We start from the raw sequence: 24,760 nt of genomic DNA on the forward strand, positions 1-24,760 counted from the left end.
CGGACGGTCCGCGGTGAGGGAACCCTTGGCGGCCCGGCCCCCGTCGCCGGGCCGGGCCGGGCCGCCAAGGGGGCGGCTCGGGGACGCTCAGGCCAGCGTGGCCCCGTAGGCGGCGAGCACCGGCGGCAGCGGCTGGAAGAAGCTGACCTGGTTGTTCCAGCCGGACAGCACGCCGTACCCGACCCCGGCGTAGAACAACGGGCCGCCGCTGTCCCCGGCCCCGACCGGGATGTCGGTGGCGATGGTCCCGACGACCTGCTTGCCGTCGCCGAAGTTCACGGTCTGGTTGAGGCCAAGGACCTTTCCGCACGTCTTCTTCGTCGTCATGCCGCTCCGGCACACCAGCTGTCCCATCCTCGGGGTGCCCGCGCGCACGATCCGCTGGGTGCTGCCGTCGTAGAGATCGACCTGGCTGTGGCCGGAACCCGACGGGTCCTCGACGCGGCCGTAATCGGTCACCGGGAAGTGGCTGTCGACGTTGCGGCCGATGTCTTTCCAATCGAGCCCGTGCTCAGTGCAGTGCCCCGCGGTGAGGATGTACCGGACCTCCTTGACGAGGATCGCGAACCCCGCGGAACAGTAGTACGGCTCGCGTCCGGGTCCCGGCGACACGGTGTACATCGCGTCGCCGCCGTTCACCGCCGTGCCCGCTGCCGAGGCGGGAGGGCTGACCAGCAAGGCGGCCGCGGCGGTGAGCACTCCGGTCAGCGTGCGGCGCGAGCAGCGAAACATCGGCAGGTCCTTCCGTCCACATGAGACTGGCTCCGTGCGCCCAGTCCAGTGCGGGGCGGGCAGCGGCACAATCCGGGTCAGCCGACCGTCCCGGGACTACGTCCGAACGGGTGACAACAAGGTTGGCCGGACAGCTGTCCGCACGGCACACTGACCCGAGCCGCGCGACCGCCGGTGACCTGCGCGAACAGCATGAATCCCCGGGGAGGCGCGATGCCGTCGGCGTCTCACGATCCGGGACGGGCACCGCCGTCGTGGTGAATTTCCTTCGGGTTCTTTACTGTCACGTCGTCAAGTAACGCTGATCTGCATAGGGAACCGTTGTCCGACATCCTGTCGCCGGGCGGCGCCGGTGTCCCGGCGGCCGCTCCGGCCTCCCGGAACCTGTGGCGCGCGCTGCGGCACGACCGCTGGGCGCAAGCCAGCGCGGTCGTCATCGTGCTGGTGATCGTCACCGCTCTCGCGGCTCCGCTGCTCGCCCTCATCGAGGGCCAGGATCCGTACACGTACCACACCGAACTGCTCGATCCGGCCGACGGCACCGGCGCGGGATTCCTCGGCGGCATCAGCGGAAGCCACTGGTTCGGCGTCGAGCCGCTGACCGGACGGGACCTCTTCGCGGTCGTCGCGTACGGCGCGCGCACGTCGTTCCTGATCGGGCTCGCCGCGACCGCGGTGTCGGTGCTGCTGGGCGTGCTGCTCGGGGCTAGCGCCGGGTATGCCGGCGGCTGGTGGGACACCGTGGTGAGCCGGGTGACCGACGTGCTGCTCGGGTTCCCGCAGCTGATCTTCATGATCGCGCTCGGCGCGGTCGCCCCGCAGTCGATCCCGCGGCCGCTGCTGCTGATCGCGGTGATCGGCCTGTTCAGCTGGCCGCGCGTGGCCCGGGTGGTCCGCGCGCAGACGCTGAGCCTGCGCAACCGCGACTTCGTCAAGGCGGCCCGTGCGCTCGGCGCGGGCGGCGGGCACGTGTTCCGCCGCGAACTGCTGCCGAACCTGTGGGCGCCGATCATCGTGCTGGCGACGGTGAGCATCCCGGCCAACATCGGGCTGGAAGCCGCGCTGTCGTTCCTCGGCGTCGGCATCCCGCCGCCCACACCGAGCTGGGGCCGTTCCATCAGCGACGCGATCAACTGGGTGCAGACCGATCCGATGTTCCTCATTTTCCCCGGCGCCGCGCTGTTCATCGCGACGCTCGCGTTCAACATGCTCGGCGACGGACTGCGCGACGCGCTCGACCCGAAGACGGCGGTGCGCCGGTGAACCGCACCTTGCGTTTCGTGGGCATCCGCCTGCTGGGCATGCTCGGCGTGCTGCTCGTGGTCAGCTTCGCCACCTTCGCGGTGTTCTACCTGCTGCCCACCGATCCGGCGTACATGTCCTGCGGCAAGCCGTGCACGCCGGAGAACCTGGCGCTGGCGCGGGAGTTCATGGGCTTCGACAAGCCGTGGATCCAGCAGTACTTCGACTTCCTCGGCGGCATCTTCACCGGCCGCACGTTCGGTGCCGGCGTGACGGCGATCGTCTGCTCCGCGCCCTGCTTCGGCTACTCGTTCCAGCAGAGCGAACCGGTGCTGGCGCTGATCGGGGACCGGCTGCCGATCACGGTCTCGCTGGCTGTCGGCGCGGCGGTGATCTGGCTGATCGCCGGCGTCGCGACCGGCGTGTTCTCCGCGCTGCGCCGCGGGAAGTTCGCCGACCGGGCCGCGATGACGGTGACGCTGGCCGGGGTGTCCGCGCCCGCGTATCTGGTCGGGCTGCTGGGAATCCTGCTGTTCGGCTTCACGCTCGACGTGGTGCCGGTGAGCGGCTACGTGGCGTTCGCGCAAAGCCCGGTCGACTGGGCGTGGCACCTCGTGCTGCCGTGGCTGGTGCTGGCGTTCATCAACGCCGCGGTGTACGCCCGGCTGTCGCGCGGGCAGATGCTCGAAATCATGGGCGAGGACTTCATCCGCACCGCGCGGGCGGTCGGCCTGCCGGAGCGGACGGTCATCGGGAAATACGCGCTGCGCAACGTGTTGCTGCCGGTGGTGACGGTGTTCGCGGTCGACCTCGGCGCGCTGCTCGGCGGCGCGGTGATCACCGAGCGGGTGTTCGCGCTGCCCGGGCTCGGCGGGCTGCTCGTCGACGCCGTGCACCAGGTGGACCTGCCGGTGCTGATGGGCGTCAGCCTGTTCGCCGCCTTCTTCGTCGTCCTCGCGAACTTCGCGGTGGACGTGCTCTACGGGGTCCTCGACCCCCGCGCTCGGCTCGGTTCGTGAGAAAGGGAACGGAAAAACCATGGATCGCAGGGACTTCCTGAAGGCGCTCGGCATCACCGCCACGGTCACCGGGGCAGGGGCGTTCCTCGCCGCGTGCAACGCGAACGAGCAGTCCGGCGGCGGGGGAGCGGTCGCGGTGTCGTCCGGCGGCACGCTCTACATCCTCAGCGACACCACGTCGCAGCACCTCGACCCGGCGAAGAGCCAGAACCTGGCGATCACCACGATCAGCCTGATCCACCGCAGGCTCACCGCGTGGAAGACCGCCGCGGACGGCCCGGCCACGGTGGTCCCGGACCTCGCCACCGACACCGGCCGGGCGAGCGCGGACGGCAAGACCTGGACCTACACGCTCAAGGACGGCCTGAAGATGGCCGACGGCACGCCGATCACCAGCGCCGAGATCAAGTACGGCATCGAGCGGTCGTTCGATTCGGCGTTTTCCGGCGGGCTGGGCTACCACAAGAACCTGCTCGCCGGCGGCCCGGACTACAAGGGCCCGTTCAAGGGCGGCGAGCTGGCGTCGATCGAGACGCCGGACCCGAAGACGATCGTGTTCCACCTGGCCCGCCCGTACGGCGACTGGCCGTGGATCGCGAGCATGCCCGCGTTCGCCCCGGTGCCGAAGGGCAAGGGCACCGACGCGACCTACGACACGAAGCCGGTCGCGTCCGGCCCGTACCAGGTCGAGTCGTACCAGAAGGGCGTGCAGGTCAAGTTCGTCCGCAACCCGAACTGGGACGCGAAGACCGACCTCGCGCGCACCGGCCTGCCGGACGCGGTCGTGATCCAGATGGGCCAGGACACCGGCGTCGTCGCGAAGCGGCTGCTGGCGAGCCAGGGCAACGACGCGTTCGCGTTCGGCTCGTCGTTCGTGAACCCGGCGCAGCTGGCGCAGATCCGCACGAACCCGGCGGCGAAGAACCAGCTCGTCACGTCGAAGTCCGGCGCGCTGGCTTACCTCGCGCTGAACACGAAGCGCGGCCCGCTGGCGAATCCCAAGGTGCGCCAGGCGTTCCAGTACGCCGTGGACAAGACCGCCTACCAGGTCGCCGCCGCGGGCAGCGCGGACCTGGCCGGCCCGATCGCCACCACGCTGATCACCGAGGGCATCGCCGGGCGCGAGGTGTACGACCTCTACCCGGCCCCGCCGAACGGGGACGTCGCGAAGGCGAAGCAGTTGCTGGCCGAAGCCGGTTTCCCGAACGGCATCGACAACTTGGACTTCCCGGTGTCGACGGCGAACAACGACGCGGACAAGGCACAGGCGATCCAGGCCGCGCTGCAGCGCGCGGGCATCCGCACGAAGCTGCGCCCGCTCGACGACGAAGCGTGGACCACGCTGGTCACCGGCAACGACGGCAACTACGACCTGACCCTCGGTTCGTGGCAGCCGGACTTCCCGAGCGCCAACGCGAACATCGAGCCGCTCTTCGGCACGTCGGAGATCGGCAACGGCGGGTACAACGAGTCGCGCTACTCGGTGCCCGAGGTGGACGCCCTGATCACCGAGGCGCAGGGCACGGTCGACCCGGCCGCGGCCGGGAAGCTGTGGGCGAAGGCGGACAAGCGGATCATGCAGGACTCCCCGGTGGTCCCGCTGATCTACACGCGCAACTCGTTCCTGCACGGCGCGAAGGTCGGCAATTTCGCGATCGGCGCGTTCCCGGCGTACCCGAACTACCTCCAGATGGGCCTGGCGAAGTAATCCCGTGTCCGAGCAGCTGCTGTCCCTGCGCGACGTCTCGATCCGGTTCGGCGACTCCGCCGCGGTTCGCGAGGTGAGCTTCGAGGTGAACCCCGGCGAGGTCGTCGCCCTCGTCGGGGAATCCGGTTCCGGCAAGTCGGTCACCGCGTTGTCGCTGCTCGGCCTGCTGCCGGACACCGCGACGGTGACCGGCTCCGCGGTGCTCGACGGCCGCGATCTGTACACAGTGGACGGTCCGGCGCTGCGCGCGGTGCGCGGCGGCGAGATCGGCATGGTGTTCCAGGAGCCGATGAGCGCGCTGAACCCGGTGTTCCGGATCGGCACGCAGCTCGTGGACGCCGTCCGGGCGCACCGGAAGGCGTCGCGGGCCGCGGCGCGGGAGCGGGCCCGGGAACTGCTGGAGCTCGTGGAGCTGGACGCGCGGCGCGTGCTGCGGGCTTACCCGCACGAGCTGTCCGGCGGGCAGTTGCAGCGGGTGGTCATCGCGATCGCGTTGATCCACGACCCGAAGCTGCTGGTCGCGGACGAGCCGACGACCGCGCTGGACGTCACCGTGCAAGCCGGGATCCTGCAGCTGCTGCGGTCGCTGCGCGACCGGCTCGGCACGGCGATCCTGCTGGTGACCCACGACATGGGCGTGGTCGCGGACGTCGCGGACCGGGTCGTGGTGCTGCGCGAGGGCCAGGTCGTCGAGCAGAACACCGCGGCCGGGCTGTTCGCCTCGCCGCGAGCCGGCTACACCCGGGAACTGCTGGATTCGGTGCTGTCACTGGGTTCCGGGCCCGACAATGCGGTGCGGCCGGCGTCGGCTCCGCTGGTGTCGGTGACGGACCTGGCGGTGACCTACCGGGTCGGCGGCGCCGCCCCGCCGGTGCGTGCGGTCGACGGCGTGTCGCTGACGATCGGGACCGACGAGGTGCTCGGTCTCGTGGGCGAGTCCGGTTCCGGCAAGAGCACGATCTCGTCCGTGCTGACCGGCTTGGTCGCGCCCTCGGCGGGCACCGTGCGGATCGACGGCGCGGACGTCGCGCGGGCGTCGTCCCGGCAGAAGCGGGAGATCCGGCGGCAGATCGGGATCGTGTTCCAGAACCCGGCCTCCGCCCTCAACCCGCGCGCCACGATCGGCGCGAGCATCGCCGAGCCCCTGGTGGTGCACGGCGAACGCGGCGAGCACCGGGAGCGGGTCGCGGAACTGCTTTCCGCCGTGCGCCTGGATCCCGGCTGGAGCAACCGCTACCCGCACGAGCTTTCCGGCGGCCAGCGGCAGCGGGTGGGCATCGCACGGGCGCTGGCGCTGCGGCCGCGGCTGCTGATCGCGGACGAGCCGACGAGCGCGCTGGACGTCTCGGTGCAGGCCTCGGTGCTGGACCTGCTGGCGGACTTGCAGCGGGAACTGGCCTTCGCGTGCCTGTTCATCAGCCACGACCTGGCGGTGGTGGAGCGGGTCGCGGACCGGGTCGTCGTGCTGCACCACGGCCGGGTGGTCGAGGAGGGCCCGGTGGCGGCGGTGCTGGGCTCGCCGCGGGAGGACTACACGCGACGGCTGGTCGCCGCGGCTCCGGTGGCGGACCCGCAGCGGCAGCGGGAACGCCGGGAGGCTTGGCGCGCGCTGTCGGGCTGACCGATGAGTTTGCGCCCTTCCGGGAGTCGGTACGGAAAACGGAAGGGACTGGCATGGGAAAGCTGCTGTACTCCGCCGCGATGTCGCTGGACGGGTTCATCGCCGGGCCCGGCGGGGACATGGGATGGCTCGCGCCGTACACCGGAGATGCCTCCGCGGACGGCTTGGCCGCGGAGGTGGGCGCGCTGCTGGTCGGCCGCCGGACCTTCTCCGGCGACGACCCGTATCGCGGCACCGAGAACGAAGGCAAGGCTTTCGGCGGCTTGTGGGACGGGCCGCAAGTGGTGCTGACCCGGGGCGTCGCGCCAGCGGTGCCCGGGGTGACGTTCTGTTCCTCGCTGGAGGAAGGCGTCGCCGCGGCCAGGGCGGCGGCGGGGGAGAAGACGGTCAACGTCCTGGGCGCTTCGGTCGGGCTGGCTTGCGTCGACGCCGGCCTGCTGGACGAGGTCGAGGTAATGCTGATGCCGGTGCTGCTCGGCGGCGGAGTGCGGCTGTTCGAACGGCCGGGACCGCCGGTGCGCCTGGAATTGCTGGCGCAGCGGGGAACGAGCCTTCGCTACCGCGTCCTGCGCTAGCGATTCCCGCAGCGTGGACGCTGGTTCCGCGCATCCCGCCCCCGGTGCCGCCCATGACGCCGCTGCATGCCGCTGGCGCGGAGGCGTGCGGCAGGAGTTCCCGCGCCGATCGTCAGCGATCCTCGAACCGGGCGATCGCCTCCAGCACCGCCGTCCCCATCGACGGGCTCCCGGTGTGCCCCGCGTCGTCGATCACGACCAGTTCGGCGTCCGGCCAGGCCTGGGCGAGCTGCCACGCCTTGCGCAGCGGCGCGCTCAGGTCGGCCCGGCCGTGGATCAGCACCGCCGGAATGCCGTGCAGCAAGTGGATGTCGCGCAGCAACTGGTCGTCCTCCAGCCAAGCGTGGTGGCCGTAGTAGTGCGCGCACAGGCGGGCGAGCGTGATCAGCTCGTCGTCCGTGCCCGCGCTGAACTGCCCGGTCCGGCCGCCGACCCATTCGTGCGAGATCACCGCGTCTTCCCAGGCGCACCAATCCCGCGCGGCGCGGAGCTGCACCGCGCGGTCCGGGCTGGCGAGCAGCTGCGAGTACCCGGCGAGGAGGTCTCCGTCCAGGTCGGGCGCGCCCGCGCGGAACGCTTCCCATTGCGCGGGCAGCAGCCGCCGGACGCCGCGGTAGAGCCAGTCGATCTCGTCCGGCGAAGAGGTGAAGGCGGCCACCAGCACGATGCCGCTGACCCGTTCCGGATGCCGCTGCGCGTAGGCCAGCGCGAGCGTCGCGCCCCAGGAACCGCCGTAGAGCAGCCAGTTCTCGAAGCCGAGATGGACGCGCAGCTTCTCCATGTCGGCGATCAGCCGCTCGGTGGTCTGGTGCTCCAGGCTCACCGCCGGGTCCGCGACGCTCGGCGTGCTCCGTCCGCAGCCGCGCTGGTCGAACACCACGACGCGGAACTTCTCCGGGTCGAATCCGCTGCGGCCGAAGCCGGCGCCGCCTCCGCCGGGGCCGCCGTGCACGCACAGCACCGGCTTGCCGGAGCCGCTGGCGTCCCAGTAGATCTGCTGTCCTTCGCCGGCGTCGAGCATGCCGCTCGCGTCGGGTTCGACCGTGAACGGCCGCATCGCGGGCCTCCTCCCCGGGCCGGAAACCCGTCGAGCGTACTGGATCACGCCCGGGACGGGTTTACAGCGCGGACCGGGGGTCCCTAGGATCTGCGGCGCCGGCAGCGCCGCGGACGCGCGGCCCCGGCGGGGTGGAGGTCTGGATGGGGAACCCGGAGTCCGGCAGCGACCTCGAGTCGGTCGCGAATCTCGTGCGGCTGTCGGAGACGGCGCCGATGCCCCGGATCGACGGCAGCGAACCCCCGCCGCTGGTGCGCCGCCGGGCCGGCAGCCCCGACGAACCGACCTCGGCGTTCGGCGGGGTCCTCGACGTCTCGACCGGCTCCCCGGCCGAACAGCTCGCCAAACGCGGCCCGGCGCCCGTCGCCGATCCGCCCGCGCCTGCCGCCGAGACCGCGCCGCCGAGCCAGCGGCGGCCAGCGCGATACGGCGTCTTCGCCGGTGCCGCCGTGGTGGTGTGCGCGGGGCTGGGCTCGTGGGCGTTGTGGCCGTCGGCGTCCGGCGGGTCGGACCCGCAGCCGGTGCAGCCGCCGCCCGCGCCGGTCCGCACCACATCGTCCGCGCCGCCCGCGGTGAGCACGCTCAGCGCGTCCCCTGCCCCGGCGAGCGGCCAGGTGCGCGACACGGTGATCCGGGCCAGCAGCCGTCCCGCGACGACCGCGCCGCCGCCGCGCGTCCAGCCGACGCAGGACCCGCGGCAGGACAGCCAGGACCAGTCCGGGGATTCGATGGAGGACGCGTTCCGCTCGGCGGTCAGCTCGTACATGGAGCAATGGGGCGGCGGCGACCGGCCGCGCCGCTGGCACGGCTGAACGGCGGCGGTACTACTCTCAGTAGGTCACTGCCGACCGACTGCTCCGCGAGGTGTCCATGACCGGCTCGTCGTCTCCGTTGTCGCCCAGCCAGGTGCCGGTGGGGGTGGACCCGAACCGCCCGAGCATCGCGCGGATCTACGACGGGTTCCTCGGCGGGAGCCACCACTACGAGGTGGACCGCGCGGTGATGGAGAAGATCAGCACGGCGGTCCCCGAGGCGGTGCACATCGCTCGCGGCAACCGCGGTTTCCACAACCGCGCGCTGCGCATGCTGGCGAGCCAGACCGACATCCGCCAGTTCCTCGACTGCGGCTCGGGCCTGCCGACCGCCGAGAACACCCACCAGATCGTGCAGCGCTACCACCGCGACGCGCACGTGGTGTACGTCGACAACGACCCGGTGGTGCTCGCGCACGGCCGGGCGCTGCTGGAGGACAACGACTTCACGCACATGGTCGAGGCCGACATCTTCGAGCCGCGGGCGGTGCTGCAGCACGAAACGGTGCGCGAGTACATCGACTTCTCGGAGCCGGTCGCGCTCCTGCACATCGGCACGATGCACCACTACGAGGGCGACGGCGCGGTCGAGGTGATGCGCGAGTACATCGACGCCCTCGCCCCCGGTTCGTACGTCGCCATGGCGCATTTCTACGACCCCGAGGTGCCGGAGCTGACCGCGGTCGCCAAGCGGATCGAGGAGATCCTCGTGTCCGGCCCGCTGGGCGCCGGGCGGTTCCGGACGCGCGCGGAGATCGAGGCGATGCTGCCCGGTCTGGAACTGCTCCCGCCGAGCCGGACGGACGGCCCCGGCTTGTCGGTCGCGGACGAATGGTGGCAGGACGGACCGAGGCTGAAGCCGCTGAGCGACGCCGCCCGATGCGTGGCGGGTGTGGTGGGGCGGAAGGTCTGACTAGGTCGCTGCCGGTTGCGGGACCTCCGCGGCCGGCGCGGGTTGCCGACGGGCGATGAGGTACCCGACGAGCCCGAACCCGATCAGCACGGCCAGCGTTCCGGCCGTGAACAGTTCGAAGGTCAGCCGCGACACGCCCCAGGTCGCTTCGAAGTCGTACGGCGCCCCCAGCGCCCGGTCCAGCACTCCGGGCGCCACCGTCTGCCACGCGCCGAGCAGGATCCACGCGTAGATCAGCACCGAGCTGGCCCACAGCCCGGCCCGTCCGCCCGGCACGCGGAACGGGCGCTCGATCGACGGGTACTTCCGCCGCAGCACCAGAATCGTCGGGAAGATCAGCAGATACGACAGCAGCAACGTGCTCACCGCGATGTTGAGCACCACCGCGAACACCGCCGAAGCCGAACTGCTCTGCACGATCGTCGCCACCACCGTGAACGCGGTCGCGACCACGCCGGAGAGCAGGTTGACCCGCAACGGAGTGTTCAGCTTCGGATGAAATGCCCCGAACCAGCGCGGAAACGCGCCGTCGACGGCGGCCATCGCCTGGATGCGGTCCGACGCGATCATCCACGAGCAACCCTGGTTCAGCAGAACGAAAACGAACACGACGGCGGCGAGCGTCAGCATCGCGTCCGCAGCGCCGCCGTAGACGGAGAACACCTGGCGCACCGCGTCGAGGAAGCCGCCGAGCCCGTTGATCTTGTCCGACGGCATCACCAGCACGATTCCGAAAACCGGCACCAGGTAACACAACGCCGACACCAGACCGGAAACCCCGACTGTGACGGGGACGTCGCGGCGAGGGTTGTGCATCTCCTCGGCCGCACCGTTGGGAGCCTCGAACCCGACGAGGGCGAACATCAAAACCGGGACCACGGCGAGGAATCCGCCGATGGTCGGCGAGAAGGCCAGCGAGCCGTGCACCCCGTTGCGCGCGGCGTAGATCGCTGCGGTGACGGCGAAAAGCACCACCAAGCCGACCTTCAGCAGCGCCCCGGCGGCGATGAACCACTTGCCGTACCGCAGGCTCACCACCGCGCCGAGGATCGCCAGCCAGATGAAAACCAGCTTGAACGCGTAGTCGGCGAACCCGCCCGGCGAGGCCGGGACGAGGTACTGCTGCCAGGTCGCGGCCGCGAGGAAGGTGATCGAACCGCCGAGCCACACCGGGTTGGTGATCCAGTACAGCAGCGTGCCGAGCGCGGCGGGCAGCTTTCCGAACGCGAGCCGCAGCCAGACGAACGGGCCGCCCTCGGCCGGGAACGCACTGCCGAGTTCGGCCATCACCAGGCCGTACGGGAACAGGAACAACACGAGGAGCACAGCGGTCCAGGTGACCGCCTCCGCCCCCGAGGTCGCGATCTGGCCGATGGTGTCCACCGAGATGATGGCCGCGATCGCGAGGAAGATCGAGTCGATCCGGCGCAGGTTCCGGCGCAGGTTTCCGGATTCGCTGTTGACGAAGGTGGGTTCGGGCACGCTTCACCGCCTTTGGTGAATCGAGGGGGAGTCAGGCTTCGGTGTTGCCCAGGTCTTCCTTGTGCAGCAACGGGGTTCCGGCGGTCTCGCGCATCGAGAACGCGGCGACGAGGCCGACGGCCGCCGCGGCCATCAGGTACGGGCCGGGCACGAGCGTGCTGCCGGTCGCGGAAATCAGGACGGTCATCAGGTACGGCACGGTGCCGGCGAACAGAGCGGCGGTGATGTTGTACGCGATGGACAGTCCGCTTTGCCGGGTGCGGGTCGGGAAGATCTCCGCGGACCACACCGCGTAGGTGCCGAGGATCGCCGCCAGGATGGCGCCGAGCGCGAGCCCGCCGATCCAGGTGCCGACGAGACCGGTGCGCATCAGCAGGTACGCGGGGACGGCGAAGACGAACAGCGCCGCGCCCGCGCCGACCAGGACCGGCCGTCGTCCGACGCGGTCGGAAAGGCGGCCGAAGAAGGGCACCAGGACCAGTCCGACGAGCGAGATCACTGTGGACAGTGCCGCCGCGCTGCCGGACGAGTGGCCGAGGTAGTCGGTCTCGTAGGTGACCAGGTAGGTGAGCACCGCGTAGAACGGCACGTGCATCATGGTCATCAGCCCGGCCGCTTGGAGCAGTTGCTTCTTGTTGTGGCGGAACAGTTCCCGGACCGGGCTGCGCGGCACGTTGTCGGTCGCTTCGAGGGCGCGGTACTCGGGCGTGTCCTCGATCTTGCCGCGGATGACGAACCCGATGATGCCCAGCGGCGCGGCGATGAGGAACGGGACGCGCCAGCCCCACGAGGCCAGCTGCGCGTTCGTCAGGCCGATCGACAGCAGCAGGAACACGAACGAACCGGCGAGGAAGCCCAGCAGCGAACCGACTTCCAGCCAGCTGACGCCGAACCCGCGCCGCCGGCGCGGCGCGTACTCGGCGAGGAAGCTCGCCGCGCTGCCGAATTCGCCGCCCGCCGCGAGACCCTGCAGCAGGCGCAGCAGCACCAGCAGGACCGGGGCCGCGATGCCGATCGTCGAGTAGCCCGGCAGCAGGCCGATCACGAGCGTCGCCCCGGACATCACGAAGATGACCACCGACAGCGTCCGCTTGCGGCCGATCTTGTCGCCCAGCGGCCCGAAGATCAGCGCGCCGACCGGCCGGATCCCGAACGACACCGCGAAGACGCCGAACACCGCGAGCAGGCCCGCCGTCGAGTTGCCCGCCGGGAAGAAGACCGACGCGATGGTGCTGGCGAGGTAGGCGTAGGCGGCCCAGTCGAACCAGTGCACGAAAACGCCGACGGCACCGGCGGCGACACTGCGGCGCAGCGTCGCGGGATCGGCGCTCTGTTCGGCGAGATCGGGCGCCGGAGAGGCGTCGGGTGCGGTCATGAGTGGCCTCCTTGGACCGGTTCTTCGGGAGGACGCTAAGAGCGGCCCACGGCATCTAACAAGAAGTAATAAGCAAAGCAATGCATCTGTTCGCGTTATGCAGAAGCGCTGAGCTGTGCCGACACGAGCGTCTGACGACGGCGCAACACAGCGTTCACGTGCGGGACGGCCCGCCGGTGAGGGCCTGCGGGGTGATCAGCGCGCCCACCTGGTCGTCGGTCAGCAGCCCTCGCTCCCGGACCAACTCCAAGGCGGGGCGGCCGGTTTGGTGCGCTTCCATGGCGAGCGTGCACGCGGTTTCGTAGCCGAGCGCGGGGCTCAACGCCGTGACCAGTCCAGTCGAGGTAGCGACGCGAGCGGCGAGGTGCTCCCGGCGCGCGGTGATGCCGCGTACGCACTGTTCAGCAAGCACTCGCGCACCGGCGGTGAGGTGGTCGAGCCCGGCCGTCAACGCTCGCGCGATGATCGGTTCGAAGGCGTTGAGCTGCAGCTGCCCTCCCTCGGCGGCGAGCGTGACGGTGACGTCGTGGCCGATGATCTCGAAGGCGATCTGGTTGACCGCCTCCGGGATGACCGGGTTGACCTTGCCCGGCATGATCGACGACCCGGCCTGCCGGGCGGGCAGCTCGATTTCGCCGAACCCGGCCTGCGGTCCGGACGAGAGCAGCCGGAGATCGTTGCAGATCTTGGACACTTTGACCGCCACGCGTTTCAGCACGCCGGACAGCTGGACGAACACGCCGACGTCCTGGGTCGCCTCGATCAGGTCGGGCGCGGAGACGAGCGTCGCGATGCCGGTCAGCTCCCGCAGGTGCTCGACGGCTCTTTCCCGGTACCCCGGACGCGCGTTGAGACCGGTGCCGATCGCCGTGCCGCCGAGGTTCAGCTCGTGCAGCAGCAACCGGGCTTCGGCGAGCCGCTGCTCGTCCTCGCCGAGCGTCGCGGCGAACGCGCCGAACTCCTGGCCGAGGGTCATCGGGACGGCGTCCTGCAGCTGGGTGCGGCCCATCTTGAGGACGTCGGCGAACTCGATCGCCTTGTCCGCGAACGCTTTCCGCAGCCCGGCGAGCGCGGCCAGCAGTTCGGCGAGATGCCGGTCGAGGGCGAGTTTGACCGCGGTGGGGTAGCCGTCGTTGGTGCTCTGGCCGAGGTTGACGTGGTCGAGCGGATGCAGTGCGGCGTACTCGCCGCGGGCGTGCCCGAGCAGTTCCAGGGCGCGGTTGGCGATGACCTCGTTGGCGTTCATGTTCGTCGACGTCCCGGCGCCGCCCTGGACCAGGTCGACGACGAACTGGTCGTGCAGCTGGCCGTCCCGGATCTCCGCACACGCCTGCCCGATCGCCGCGGCGCGCTCCGGGGAGAGGGCGCCGACTTCCGCGTTGGCGCGCGCGGCGGCCTCCTTGACGGTGGCCAGCGCGGCGACGAGGTGCGGCCGGTCGGCGAGGGTTTCGCCGGTGATGGGGAAGTTGACCAGCGCACGGGCGGTGTGCGCGCCGTAATAGACGTTGGCGGGCACAGTGATCTCGCCGAGCATGTCGTGCTCGGAGCGGGTGCTGGACATCGGTGTCCTTCCCGGGGCAGGAGGTTCACAAAGTACGGTCCACGCCGGTCCAGGCCAGCGCGATCGCGCCGTCGAGCAGCGCTTGTTCCGCGGTGCCGCCGACGCAGTGCGCGGCGAACTCGCGCTGGTGGTTGATCGCGGGCAGCGACCCGATGCCGATGTAGGGATGGATCGCGGGCACGACCTGCGACACATTCCCCATGTCGGTGGACGCGCGATTCATCCGGGACGCCGTGCCGTCCGGCGCGAACTCACGGCCGAGTTCGAGGGCGTTGGCGCGATAGGCGGCCAAAGCCGGTTCATCGGCGCGGAATTCGGCGTAGGGCTTGCTTTCCGGCTCGACGCTCAGCTCGCAGCCCGTGGCCAGCGCCCCGGCCTCGAATGCCCGCAGGACGCGCGGCTCCAATTCGGACAGTTCCACCAGCGTCTCGGCCCGCACATACCACCGGCCGGACGCGTGCTCGGGGATCGCGTTGGGCGCGTCCCCGGCGTGCGTCACGATCCCGTGCACGCGCGCCGAGGCCGGAAGTTGCTGCCGCAGCAGGCCGATCGCGACCTGAGCGACGGTGAACGCGTCGGCGGCGTTGACCCCGGCTTCGGGATAAGCGGCGGCGTGCGCGGACTTGCCGGCGTAGGAGATCTTCGAGTGGCTGACGGCGAACGGCCGCGCCTCGGCGACGTCGACCGGCGCCGGGTGCACCATCATCGCAAGGTCCACGCCGGTGAAAGCGCCACGCTCCAGCAGTTCGATCTTCCCGCCGCCGCCCTCCTCGGCCGGAGTGCCGTAGACCTCGACCGTGATCCCGAGATCGTCGGCGACCTCGGCGAGCCCCAGTGCGGCGCCGACGGAGCTGGCCGCGATGAGGTTGTGCCCGCAGGCGTGGCCGAGGCCGGGCAGCGCGTCGTACTCGGCGCACAGCGCGATCCGCTTGGGCCCGGAGCCGAAGCTCGCGTGGAACGCGGTGTCCAAACCGAGGTATTCCGGCGTGACCGCGAACCCGGCCCGGTCGAGCAGTTCCGGCACCGCTGCGGCCGCGCGATGCTCTTCCCACGCGGTTTCCGGGTCGGCGTGCAGCCGCTCGGACAGCTGGATCAGCTCGTCGGCCTGCCGTTCGACCGCGGCGCGGGCTGCCGCTTTGCTCGCGGCCATCACTCGTCTCCCGGTACGCCGTAGGACGGCGCGGCGGCGGGGTTCAGGCCGCGGGTGACGTAGTCGTCGCGCTGGGGGAGCCAGACGTCGAGGAGTTCGGCGAGCTGCTCGATCGGCTCGTCCGCCCAGTCCACGCGGAGATCCGTGACCGGCCAGTCCGCGGCGGACACCACGACGAGCCCAGCCGACCGCACCGGGCCTTCCTCGCCTCCCGCCGCGAGTCCGGCCCGCATCGCCGCGACGAGGCGCTGTTCCAGCTCGCCGGTCGCGTCGGCGAAAGCGTCCGCCATGGACCGCGGAATGTGGTCGCCTGCCAGCATGTTGCCGGCCGCGACCACGCCGTCCGCCGTCGCCGACGCGTGCGTGCCGAGAGTTTTCGCGCCGCTGTAAGCAAAACCGGGTCCGGTGGGGCCGAGCACGGTCAGCTGCCGGTACTCGATGTGCTCTGCCGCCGACGTGATTTCAGCGAGCGCCTTCTCCGCATCCCCATGCTCGGCGAGCCGGTCCAGCAGGCGCCCGCCGAGCCGCGGGTCGGTGATGTTCTGCGAGGCCGCCGCACCGAGGCCCGGGCGCAAGTGCGCGACGCGGGCGACGACTGCCGGACTGGACGAACTGGCCGCGATGCCGAACCGGACAGCGCCGCCGGACGTGTCGCGGGCGACGATCGAAAAGGTCACTTCTCCTCCTCGGGGATCACCGCGATGGCGTCGATCTCGCACAGCCATTCCGGCCGGGCGAGCGCGGACACGACCACGCCGGTCGAGATCGGGTGCACGCCCTTGGTCCAGCGCCCGACGGTGCGGTAAACGGCCTCGCGGTAGCGCGGGTCGACCAGGTAGATCGTGAGCTTGACCAGGTGTTCCATCCGGCTGCCCGCTTCTTCGAGCAGCATGCTGATGTTCGCCATCGCCCGCTCGGCCTGCGCGGCGACGTCGCCGATCCCGACCGATTCGCTCGTGTCGAGGTCCTGCCCGATCTGGCCGCGCACGTAGACCGTGCCGTTGGCGACGACGGCCTGGCACAGGTCGTTGTCGAGGTTCTGCTCCGGGTAGGTGTCCCGCGTGTTGAACGGGCGGATGCGACGGTGGACAGTCACTGCGTGGCCTTCCGTGCGGCGGTCGTCGGACGCCTCAGCCTGACCGCGCCGCCGAGGTTCTGTCCAGTAGATGTTTCCGGACCAATGCATCTGTTCTGCTGATGCACTCTGCATCGGGAAATCAGATCTTGAGTGCCGGAAACATCTGTTGGACACGGGCAGTGCGGGCCGTGAGGATCCGGGGAGACGGCGCTGAACCGCGCCGGAGCCGGAGCGGAGGTCTGGGATGTCGAGCGAACAGGTGGAGGCCCTCGTCGTGGGCGGGGGACAGGCCGGCCTGGCGATGAGCGAGCACCTGAGCGAGTGCGGCGTGCCGCACGTCGTCCTGGAACGGGACCGGATCGCCGAACGCTGGCGCTCGCAGCGGTGGGACTCGCTCGTCGCGAACGGCCCCGCGTGGCACGACCGGTTCCCCGGCCTGGAATTCCCCGACGTCGCCCCCGGCGAATTCGCGTCGAAGGACCAGGTCGCGGATTATTTCGAGGCGTACGCGGAAAAAATCGCCGCACCGATCCGCACCGGGGTCGAGGTGACGTCGGTGCGGCGGCGCGAGGGCAGGCCCGGATTCCGCGTCGAAACCTCGGACGGCACCCTCGACGCCCGGTTCGTCATCGCCGCGACCGGCCCGTTCCAGCGTCCGGTGATCCCGCCGATCGTGCCCGCCGACGCCGGTCCGGTGCAACTGCACTCCAGCGGCTACCGGAATCCGGAGCAGCTCCCCGCAGGCGCGGTGCTGGTGGTCGGCGCGGGTTCGTCGGGCGTGCAGATCGCCGAGGAACTCCGCCGGGCCGGGCGCGAGGTGTACCTGTCCGTCGGCCCGCACGACCGCCCGCCGCGCAGCTACCGCGACCGCGACTTTTGCTGGTGGCTCGGCGTTCTGGGCAAGTGGGACGCCGAAACGCCGCCCGCCGGGGCCGAACACGTGACCATCGCGGTGAGCGGCGCGGGCGGCGGGCACACTGTGGACTTTCGCGCGCTGGCCGGGCTGGGCATCACGCTCGTCGGCATGACCGGCGCGTACGCGGACGGCAAGCTCAGCTTCGCGACGGACCTGGCGAAGAACATCGCGGCCGGCGACGAGAATTACCTTGCCCTGCTTGACGAAGCCGACGCCTACGTGGCTCGCAACGGACTCGACCTGCCCGCGGAACCGTCCGCGCGCGAGCTGGGCCCGGACCCGGCGTGCGTCGCCGATCCGGTGCTGGAACTGGATTTGGGCGCGGCCGGAGTGACTTCGATCGTCTGGGCAACGGGGTTCGCTGTCGACTACAGCTGGCTGCAGGTCGACGCTTTCGACGAGAACGGACGGCCGCGGCACCGTCGCGGAGTGTCGGTGGAGCCGGGTGTGTACTTCATCGGCCTCCCGTGGCTGGCGCGGCGCGGGTCGAGTTTCATCTGGGGTGTGTGGCACGACGCGAAGTTCGTGGCCGACCACATCGCGATTCAGCGCGGGTACCAGAGCCAGTCCGAGACTTCGGACAGCCGGCGTTCCGGCGCCCGGGAATGAATCCGGTGCCCGACCTCCACCGGCACCGTTTTCGCGTCCGGTAACGCCTGTTCGAGCAAGGCGTAGCGGGATTGGTCGAGCTGCTCGCGGCTGAGGAAGGCGAACGCAGGACCTCGTCCCGGAACGACGTCAGCGGATCGGACCGGCGCCGCACGCCGCCGCGATGGCCCCGGCAGCACCGGGGTGTGCGGCCGGAACCCGAGTCCGGCCAGCGCCGGGCGCAGCGGATCCTCGCGGCGGCGTGCAGGCAGACCAGGTCTTTCACGGGCAGGTCACTACCTGGCCCGCCCAGGAGAGCCCGCCGCCGAAGGCGAAGAGCAGCACCGGTTCGCCCGGCGGCAGCTCGCCGCGGGAGACCATTTTGGACAGTGCGAGCGGGACGGACGCCGCCGAGGTGTTGCCCGAATCGACCACGTCCCGGCCGATCACCACGTCCTCGCGCAGGTCGAGCCGGTCGGTCAGCGCCTCGACGATCCGCAGGTTCGCCTGGTGGGTGACGACCCCGGCGAGGTCCGTGGTGGCGATGCCCGCGCGACGGCAGGCTTCCGCCGCGACCGCCGGGAGTTCCTGGGTCGCCCAGCGGAACACCGACTGGCCGTCCTGAGCGAACGCGGGCTGCCATGCGTCCACGAGCCGGACGAGATTCCGGCGCGCCGGGTCGGAGCCCCACACGACCGGGCCCACCGCCGCCGTCTCGGCCGCGCTGAGAACGGCGGCTCCTGCGCCGTCGCCGAGCAGGACGCAAGTGCTGCGGTCGGTCCAGTCGGTGACGTCCGACATTTTCTCCGCGCCGACGACCAGTGCGTGCCGGGCGGCTCCCGCCTGGACGGCGTGGTCGGCGGTGGCGAGCGCGGTGCAGAAGCCGGCGCAGCCGTTGTTGAGGTCGAAACAGACCGCGTCCGGGATGCCGAGCCGGCCCGCGACCTGGGCGGCGATCGACGGGCAGCGGTCGATCGCGCTGCAGGTGGCGACCGTGACCAAGCCGATTTCGCCCGGTTCGAGACCGGCTCCGGCCAGCGCCTTGGCGGCTGCTTCGACGGCGAGGTCGGCGACCGAGCCGTCCGCGATGCGGCGGGTCGCGATGCCGGTGCGGCGGCGGATCCACTCGTCGCTCGTGTCGACCATGCCTTCCAGGTCGGCATTGGTCAGCACGCGGGCGGGCAGGTGGTGGCCGAGCGCGGTGATGCGGGAACCGGGCATCTGTCTCTCCTCACGGGTTTGGCCCAATATAGCGACCGATCGTTCGTAATCTATAATGGTTCCCATGAGTCCCCGGAAGTCCGTCGCCGAGACCGGCCTCACCCGGCGGCGCATCCTCGACCTCGGCCTGGCGATCGCGTCCGCCGAGGGCCTGGAGGGGCTGACCATCGGGCGGCTCGCCGGCGAGCTGGGGATGAGCAAGGCGGGCGTGCTCGGCCATTTCGGCTCCAAGGAGAGCCTGCAACTGGCCGTCGTCGACACCGCCGCCGAGATGTTCGTCCGCGAGGTGCCCGAACGCGCCCGCGGCGTGCCGCGCGGCCTGCCCTACCTCCGGGCGGCGGGGGAGGCGTGGATCTCCTACCTGGAACGCGAACTGCTGCCCGGAGGGTGCTTCTTCACCGCGGCGGCGGCCGAGTTCGACGGCCGGGAGGGGCCGGTGCGCGACGCCGTCGTCCGGATGAGCGCGTTCTGGGAGCGGGAGCTGCGCGTCAACATCTGGCGTGCGGTGAGCCTGGAGGAATTGCCCGCGGACGCCGACATCGACCAGCTGCTCTACGAGTTCGTCGGGATCATGCTGGCGCTCAACCATTTCCTGCAATTGCACGACGACCGCCAGGCTCCGGCCCGCGCGCGCCGGGCGCTGGAACGGCTGTTCTGACGCGGACCTTCGTTCACGAGGAGTACTGCGCGCGGCACAGCTCCCGAAACTCCTGCGCCCGCCGGGTGAGCCGGACCCCGCGCATCGTCGCGAGCACGATCTCCAGCGACGGAACCTCGTCCGTGAGCGTCAGCGGCACCACCCGAGCGCCCGCGTAAGTCGTGTCGTCCGGCGGCCGCTGGTTGAGCAGCGCGAACCCGTGCCCGGAAGCGACCAGCGCCCGCACCGTCTCGTACCCGCTCGTCCGGTGCCGGACCCGCGGCGCCACCCCGGCGTCGCTCAGGATCGACTGCAGGTACTCCCGGCTGTGCGGCAGGTCGAGCAGCACCATCGGCTCCTCCGCCAGCTCGTGCAGCGAAACCTTGCGGCTCTTGCGCCGGGCGAGCCGGTGGTCCTCGGAGACGAGCGCGTACGGAGCGGCGGTGCCGACCACCTCGCGGTCGATGTCGTCGTCGAGGTCGTAGCCGTACAGCATCGCCAGCTCGGTTTCACCCGCCCGCAAAGCACCCTTGAGCGCCTTGTGCTCGCCTTCGCGGAGGGACACGTGGACGCGCGGATGCCGGGTTTCGAATTCGGCCAGCAGACTCGGCAGCCGGAACGGCGCGAGTGTGGTGAAGCAGCCGACGGTGAGCGTCCCGACGAGGTCGGTGCCGGACTGCCGCGCCGTTTCGACCAGCTCCGCGCCGTGCGCCAGGAAATCCAGCACCCGCTTGTAGAACTCCTCGCCGGCGGTGGTCAGGCTCAGCCCGCGGGCGTGGTGGCGCAGCAGGAACTGCACGCCCATTTCCTTCTCCAGCTGCGCGATCGCCGTCGAAACGGCCGACTGCGAGACCATCAGCTCCTTCGACGCGGCTGTCATGCTCAGGTGCCGCGCCGCCGCCTCGAAATAGCGCAACTGCACGAGGGTGAAGGAGGGCTCGCTCATGCCGACATCCTGCCTCAGTGACAGCAGCCGGGATGCTGCGGTTTCGGCGCGGGCGTGTCCAGCGCGGGGTTGGCGTCGAAGAATCCGCTGGGCTTGAGCGTGAACCCGGTGCGGTCGACGGGCATGATCGGCCAGTCCTCGGTGCGCGGGTAATGCGTGAGGCCGAAGGTGTGCCAGACGACGAGGTCGGCGCCGTCGAGGTCGCGATCGGCCCGGATCCAGGTGTCGATGCCGGTCTTGCCGTCGTTCTGGTTGACGTACTCGCCCGCCGGGAAGCGCTCGTCCTCGGCGTACGCGGTGACCCAGAGGTGCTTGCGGGTGAAGGCGGCGCGGCGGGCGATGGACGACGCGCCGTCGGCCAGCAATGGCGGCTGGCCTTCTGGATGCAGCGTGTAGCCGACGGGTTCGCCGAGGGCGTTGCGGGACTCGGGATTGCTGATCCGCCAGGTGCGGCCGAGGGTCCCGTCGGCGAGCCGGGCAGCCTCGGATTCCTTGGCCAGCCTGGTGATCTTGCGGGTGAAGGCGTTGCCGTATGGATTGCCGGGGCCGATCGGGACTCGCTGCGCGTCGATCTCGTCGACCGCGTTGGAGAGGCCGTCGACCATCATGTCCAGCCGCGCGGAGAACAGGTGCTGGTGGAACGGCGCGCCGATGCCAGGGGCGATTTCAGCGGCCCACGGGTAGTCCTCGTCGGCGGGGAAGGCCGAGGTGAAGACGATGCCGGTGGCCTTGCATTCGAGTTCGATCGTGCCGTCGAGGTAGAGATGCCAGTAGAAGCCGTAGTCGTAATTGCCGACTGTCACGAAGAACGAAACGACCAGCCGCCGCTGCCGACGGGTCGAGACACTCCCGTTGTAGTGGTCAGTGTGCTTCCACAGCACGCCCGCGTCTTCCTCGTGCATGCAGATCGCGTTCGCGATGGTGTGCGGCCGGCCGTCGTCATCGTGCAGGACGGCGTCGAAGTAGCGGATCTCGCCCAGGCAATCGCAGCCGAGCGTGAGCGAGTTGGCTTCCTTGCCCAGCGAGTACTCACCGGCGTCGAAGTAGTTCTGCCAGAACCGGACCGGGCTCGGGTCGCCATAGGGCACAACCATCTCGGCGACGGAAGCGCGGTACACGACAGGACGCAGCCGTTCTCCGTCCTGGAAGCCGATTTGGTGCAGGGTAAGGCCTTCGACTGCGTTGAAGCCGATCCGGAACTGCCACTTCTCCCAGGTGACGACATCGTCGTCCACGGTGAAGCTCGGCCCCTCGGGCTGGGTGATCACGATGGGCTTCTGCGTGTCGCGGGCCGGCCCGTCGAGGTGGTAGTCGTAGGCGGTGCGCGGGATGTCGGCCGGACCGTCGTCGACGAGGTCGTGCACGCGGCCCGCGATCAGGTCGACGTAGGCCACGACGCCGTCGATCGGGTGCGCCCAGAGGTTGTCGTCCTTGTTGAGCTGGAGAAACGCCAGGCAGCGCACGAGCCGCAGACCGGTTTCGCCGGGAATGTCGAAGCATCCGGCGCTCAGGGCGGAGATCCGGACCGACCGGGGCTCGTCGATGCCGCGGCGGCGCATGGCCGCGTTCCACGCCTCGTCCTTCCAGAGGATCTCCTCGACCAGGTCGAACTCCTCGTGCAGGATCGGCGGCTGCCCCTCGGACACCACGTCCACCGCCCGGTCGGCCACGACCTCGCCGCTGGTCAGCGACACGACCACCTCGCGCACCGCGCCGGTCCGCCGGTCGAGCAGCAGCGAACGGACGCGGCGGTCCACCGGGCCGCCCGGCTGCCAGGCCAGCACGGCCGCCTTCGCCGGTTCCAGCAGCGAGACGAGCGCGAACCGGGTGCTCTCGGTCGCGATCCCGGCGCCGGCCAGCAGTTCGCGGTTGCGGGCGACCTCGTCCTCGGTCAGGCGCGAGAGGGGGTGGGCCATGCGCGTCTCCTCGTTCTTTGCGGTCTAGCGCAAAGAATGCGCGCTGCCGATGCGGGAGGCAAGACCCTTGATGGTGCGGTTCTGCGGAACCGGTACTGGGTTTTTCGATGCACGTCATCAATAATCCTGGACGTGGCACGACCCAAGGACCAGGCGAAGCGGCGCGACGAGCTGGTGGCGGCTGCCGCCCGCGCGATCCGGACGCGGGGGCTGGCCGGTCTCCGCGTGCGCGACGTCGCCGAGGAGGCCGGGCTGTCGGCAGGCTCGGTCAGCTACTACTACCCGGACCTCGACGACCTGCTGTTCGAACTGCACCGCGACGCGGTCGACCGGTTCTACTGGGCGCGAGCGCGGGCCGCGGAGGCCGAGGACGATCCGGTCCGGCGGCTCGTGCGGCTGGCCGGCGCGGGGCTTCCGGACAGGGAGGGCGATCCGCTGAGCCGGGTGCTGTACGAAATGCACGTCCACGCTGCGCGCAACCCGGCGCACGCGGTGTTGATGACGGCGCTCTGGGATCGCGAGGTGTCGCTGTACTCGGCCGCGCTCGCGCACGGTCAGGACACCGGAGCGTTCCGGCTGCGGTCGCCCGCCGCGGACATCGCGGCGAACGCGGTGGCCCTGGAAGACGCCTACGGCCTGCATCTCGCCGGCCGCAACACCAGCCTGTCCGCGGCCAGGACGCGCGAGCTGCTGCTCGGGTACCTGGCCGCGGAAACCGGGCGCGACCTCGGTCAGGCGTAGGCCGTCCAGACCGTCTTGAGACCGGTGTACTTGTCGAACGAGTGCGGGGAAAGATCGCGGCCGAAGCCGGACTGCTTGAAGCCGCCGAACGGGGTCGCGGTGCTGAGCGCGTCCACTGTGTTCACCGAGACCGTCCCGGCGTGGATTCCGTCGGAGACGCGGTGCGCGCGGGCGAGGTCGCGGGTCCAGACGGACGCGGCGAGGCCGTACGGCGTGTCGTTGGCGAGCCGGATCGCTTCGGCTTCGGTCTCGAACGGGAGGGCGGCGAGCACTGGCCCGAACAACTCGTCGGTGACCAGCGGGTCGTCGGCGGCCACGTCGGTCACGACGGCCGGATCCAGGAACGCACCCCGGCGGGTGCCGCCGGTGACGACGGTTCCGCTGCTGGCTTCGACGGCCGCCAGCACCCGCGCCGCGGCGTTCTCGTCGATCATCGGACCCAGTTTCGTGGCCGGGTCCAGCGGATCTCCGGGTACCCACGCGGCGGCCTTTTCGCGCAGCCGGGCAAGGAATTCGTCTGCGACCGGCGCCTGCACGAGCAGCCGGGTGGTCGCCGAACAGACCTGGCCGGAGTTCGCGCAGAACCCGAACGCGACCAGGTCCGCCGCGGCGTCGAGGTCCGCGTCGGCGAACACCGCGACCGGGCTCTTGCCGCCGCATTCGAGCCAGACCTGTTTGAGGTTCGACTCCCCGGCGTAGCGCAGGAACAGCCCGCCCACCGGCGTCGACCCGGTGAAGGCGAGGACGTCGACGTCCGGATGCCGTCCCAGCGCCTGTCCCGCGGTCTCGCCGAAACCCGGCACGACGTTGAGCACCCCGTCCGGGATTCCCGCTTCTGCGGCCAGTTCTCCCAGCCGCAGCGCGGACAGCGGCGACTGTTCGGCGGGTTTGAGGACCACGCTGTTGCCCGCGGCCAGGGCCGGAGCGAGCTTCCATCCGGCGATGTCGAGCGGGAAGTTCCACGGCACGACCGCGCCCACCACTCCGAGCGGCACGCGCCGGATCGCGGCGAAGTTGCCCGGAGGGGCGGGCGCGACCTCGTCGTAGCGTTTGTCGAGCGCCTCGGCGTACCAGGCGAAGCACTCGGCGGTCGCGGGCACGTCCTGGCCGAACGTGTCCGAGATCGGACGGCCGACGTCCAGGGTGTCGCAGAGCGCGAGCTCCGGTCCGTGCGCACTGATCAGTTCGGCCAGCCTCAACAGGCGGTTCTTGCGCTCAGCCAAGGCGAGCCGGGACCAGCGGCCGTCCTCGAACGCGCGCCGCGCGGCGGCGACCGCGGCGTCGATCTCGTCCCGGCCGCATTCGGCCACCTGCGCGACTGGGTGCCCGGTGGCGGGGTTGACGTCGGCGAAAGTCTTGCCGGACTCGGCTTCGAGCCAATCTCCGTCCACAAAGGCCGCGGTACGGGGGCGCAGCCGCGCGGCCTCGTGCACCCAGTCGCCGTGGTTCATTCCCGGAACCGCCTTTCGT

Annotated in this window: 21 protein-coding genes and 1 pseudogene; 10 read left to right on the plus strand and 12 right to left on the minus strand. The window is 70.7% G+C overall.

The features are described 5' to 3' along the window. Positions 1-87 precede the first annotated feature (87 nt). Positions 88-732, minus strand: coding sequence for a S1 family peptidase (locus H4281_RS01920; protein ID WP_182889111.1), 645 nt, complete (start codon positions 730-732; stop codon positions 88-90). Between the two features lie 321 nt (positions 733-1,053). Here H4281_RS01920 and H4281_RS01925 point away from each other — a divergent pair, with 321 nt between their 5' ends. Genes H4281_RS01925 through H4281_RS01945 form a run of 5 tightly spaced genes read left to right on the plus strand, consistent with a single transcriptional unit; the run spans position 1,054 to position 6,897 of the window. Beyond that, a complete protein-coding gene (locus H4281_RS01925; RefSeq protein WP_182889112.1) occupies positions 1,054-1,995 on the plus strand; it encodes an ABC transporter permease in 942 nt (313 codons plus the stop codon). Further along, positions 1,992-2,993, plus strand: coding sequence for an ABC transporter permease (locus H4281_RS01930; RefSeq protein ID WP_182889113.1), 1,002 nt, complete (start codon positions 1,992-1,994; stop codon positions 2,991-2,993). The genes H4281_RS01925 and H4281_RS01930 overlap by 4 nt, the downstream gene beginning before the upstream one ends. Before the next feature lie 19 nt (positions 2,994-3,012). Then, the gene (locus H4281_RS01935; protein ID WP_182889114.1) at positions 3,013-4,701 is read left to right on the plus strand and encodes an ABC transporter substrate-binding protein; all 1,689 of its coding nucleotides are present in this window, start codon (positions 3,013-3,015) and stop codon (positions 4,699-4,701) included. 4 nt (positions 4,702-4,705) lie between these two features. Then, positions 4,706-6,322: a dipeptide ABC transporter ATP-binding protein gene (locus H4281_RS01940; protein WP_182889115.1), complete on the plus strand. Its 1,617-nt coding sequence runs from the start codon at positions 4,706-4,708 to the stop codon at positions 6,320-6,322. A gap of 53 nt (positions 6,323-6,375) precedes the next feature. Next, a complete protein-coding gene (locus H4281_RS01945) occupies positions 6,376-6,897 on the plus strand; it encodes a dihydrofolate reductase family protein (RefSeq protein ID WP_182889116.1) in 522 nt (173 codons plus the stop codon). A 112-nt stretch (positions 6,898-7,009) separates the two neighbouring features. Here the strand turns inward: H4281_RS01945 and pip are convergent, their stop codons facing one another. Then, positions 7,010-7,954 (minus strand): prolyl aminopeptidase, encoded by a 945-nt coding sequence (gene pip, locus H4281_RS01950; protein ID WP_182889117.1) that lies wholly within the window; start codon positions 7,952-7,954, stop codon positions 7,010-7,012. Between the two features lie 143 nt (positions 7,955-8,097). Here pip and H4281_RS01955 point away from each other — a divergent pair, with 143 nt between their 5' ends. After that, positions 8,098-8,766: a hypothetical protein gene (locus H4281_RS01955; RefSeq protein ID WP_220506586.1), complete on the plus strand. Its 669-nt coding sequence runs from the start codon at positions 8,098-8,100 to the stop codon at positions 8,764-8,766. A 58-nt stretch (positions 8,767-8,824) separates the two neighbouring features. Continuing rightward, the gene (locus tag H4281_RS01960; RefSeq protein ID WP_037805777.1) at positions 8,825-9,679 is read left to right on the plus strand and encodes an SAM-dependent methyltransferase; all 855 of its coding nucleotides are present in this window, start codon (positions 8,825-8,827) and stop codon (positions 9,677-9,679) included. Here the strand turns inward: H4281_RS01960 and H4281_RS01965 are convergent, their stop codons facing one another. The 6 genes from H4281_RS01965 to H4281_RS01990 all read right to left on the minus strand — a co-directional run bounded on the left by H4281_RS01965 (position 9,680) and on the right by H4281_RS01990 (position 16,343). Then, positions 9,680-11,161, minus strand: coding sequence for an APC family permease (locus H4281_RS01965; RefSeq protein ID WP_182889119.1), 1,482 nt, complete (start codon positions 11,159-11,161; stop codon positions 9,680-9,682). It abuts the gene before it with no gap. Between the two features lie 31 nt (positions 11,162-11,192). After that, on the minus strand, positions 11,193-12,536 hold the full coding sequence (locus H4281_RS01970) for an MFS transporter (protein WP_182889120.1): 1,344 nt from the start codon (positions 12,534-12,536) through the stop codon (positions 11,193-11,195). Positions 12,537-12,690: 154 nt separating this feature from the next. Beyond that, positions 12,691-14,097, minus strand: coding sequence for an aspartate ammonia-lyase (locus tag H4281_RS01975; protein ID WP_182889121.1), 1,407 nt, complete (start codon positions 14,095-14,097; stop codon positions 12,691-12,693). 25 nt (positions 14,098-14,122) lie between these two features. Next, on the minus strand, positions 14,123-15,247 hold the full coding sequence (locus H4281_RS01980) for a M20 family metallopeptidase (RefSeq protein ID WP_182889122.1): 1,125 nt from the start codon (positions 15,245-15,247) through the stop codon (positions 14,123-14,125). Further along, entirely contained in the window at positions 15,247-15,924 is a 678-nt protein-coding gene (locus H4281_RS01985) for a DUF1028 domain-containing protein (RefSeq protein ID WP_182889123.1), read from the minus strand. Before H4281_RS01985 ends, H4281_RS01980 begins: the two co-directional genes overlap by 1 nt. Beyond that, a complete protein-coding gene (locus H4281_RS01990) occupies positions 15,921-16,343 on the minus strand; it encodes a RidA family protein (RefSeq protein ID WP_182889124.1) in 423 nt (140 codons plus the stop codon). Before H4281_RS01990 ends, H4281_RS01985 begins: the two co-directional genes overlap by 4 nt. A gap of 226 nt (positions 16,344-16,569) precedes the next feature. On the opposite strand from H4281_RS01990, the gene H4281_RS01995 reads away from it, so the two are divergent. Continuing rightward, a complete protein-coding gene (locus H4281_RS01995; protein ID WP_182889125.1) occupies positions 16,570-17,850 on the plus strand; it encodes a flavin-containing monooxygenase in 1,281 nt (426 codons plus the stop codon). Positions 17,851-18,111: 261 nt separating this feature from the next. Here the strand turns inward: H4281_RS01995 and H4281_RS02000 are convergent, their stop codons facing one another. Then, positions 18,112-19,050, minus strand: a complete 939-nt coding sequence (locus H4281_RS02000; RefSeq protein ID WP_182889126.1) for a beta-ketoacyl-ACP synthase III — start codon at positions 19,048-19,050, stop codon at positions 18,112-18,114. A gap of 64 nt (positions 19,051-19,114) precedes the next feature. On the opposite strand from H4281_RS02000, the gene H4281_RS02005 reads away from it, so the two are divergent. Next, positions 19,115-19,708, plus strand: a complete 594-nt coding sequence (locus H4281_RS02005) for a TetR/AcrR family transcriptional regulator (protein WP_182889127.1) — start codon at positions 19,115-19,117, stop codon at positions 19,706-19,708. 13 nt (positions 19,709-19,721) lie between these two features. On the opposite strand, the gene H4281_RS02010 is transcribed toward H4281_RS02005, so the two are convergent. Together H4281_RS02010 and H4281_RS02015 are read right to left on the minus strand one after the other, a co-directional pair. Next, on the minus strand, positions 19,722-20,633 hold the full coding sequence (locus tag H4281_RS02010; protein WP_182889128.1) for a LysR substrate-binding domain-containing protein: 912 nt from the start codon (positions 20,631-20,633) through the stop codon (positions 19,722-19,724). Positions 20,634-20,647: 14 nt separating this feature from the next. Continuing rightward, positions 20,648-22,555, minus strand: a pseudogene (locus H4281_RS02015) (primary-amine oxidase); the annotation flags it as partial. A gap of 126 nt (positions 22,556-22,681) precedes the next feature. Here H4281_RS02015 and H4281_RS02020 point away from each other — a divergent pair. After that, entirely contained in the window at positions 22,682-23,290 is a 609-nt protein-coding gene (locus H4281_RS02020; protein WP_237599975.1) for a TetR/AcrR family transcriptional regulator, read from the plus strand. On the opposite strand, the gene H4281_RS02025 is transcribed toward H4281_RS02020, so the two are convergent. Beyond that, positions 23,281-24,741, minus strand: a complete 1,461-nt coding sequence (locus H4281_RS02025; protein ID WP_182889131.1) for an aldehyde dehydrogenase family protein — start codon at positions 24,739-24,741, stop codon at positions 23,281-23,283. The genes H4281_RS02020 and H4281_RS02025 overlap by 10 nt on opposite strands. Positions 24,742-24,760: the final 19 nt, after the last annotated feature.

It is taken from the genome of Amycolatopsis dendrobii, from assembly GCF_014145675.1.
Lineage (GTDB): Bacteria > Actinomycetota > Actinomycetes > Mycobacteriales > Pseudonocardiaceae > Amycolatopsis > Amycolatopsis dendrobii.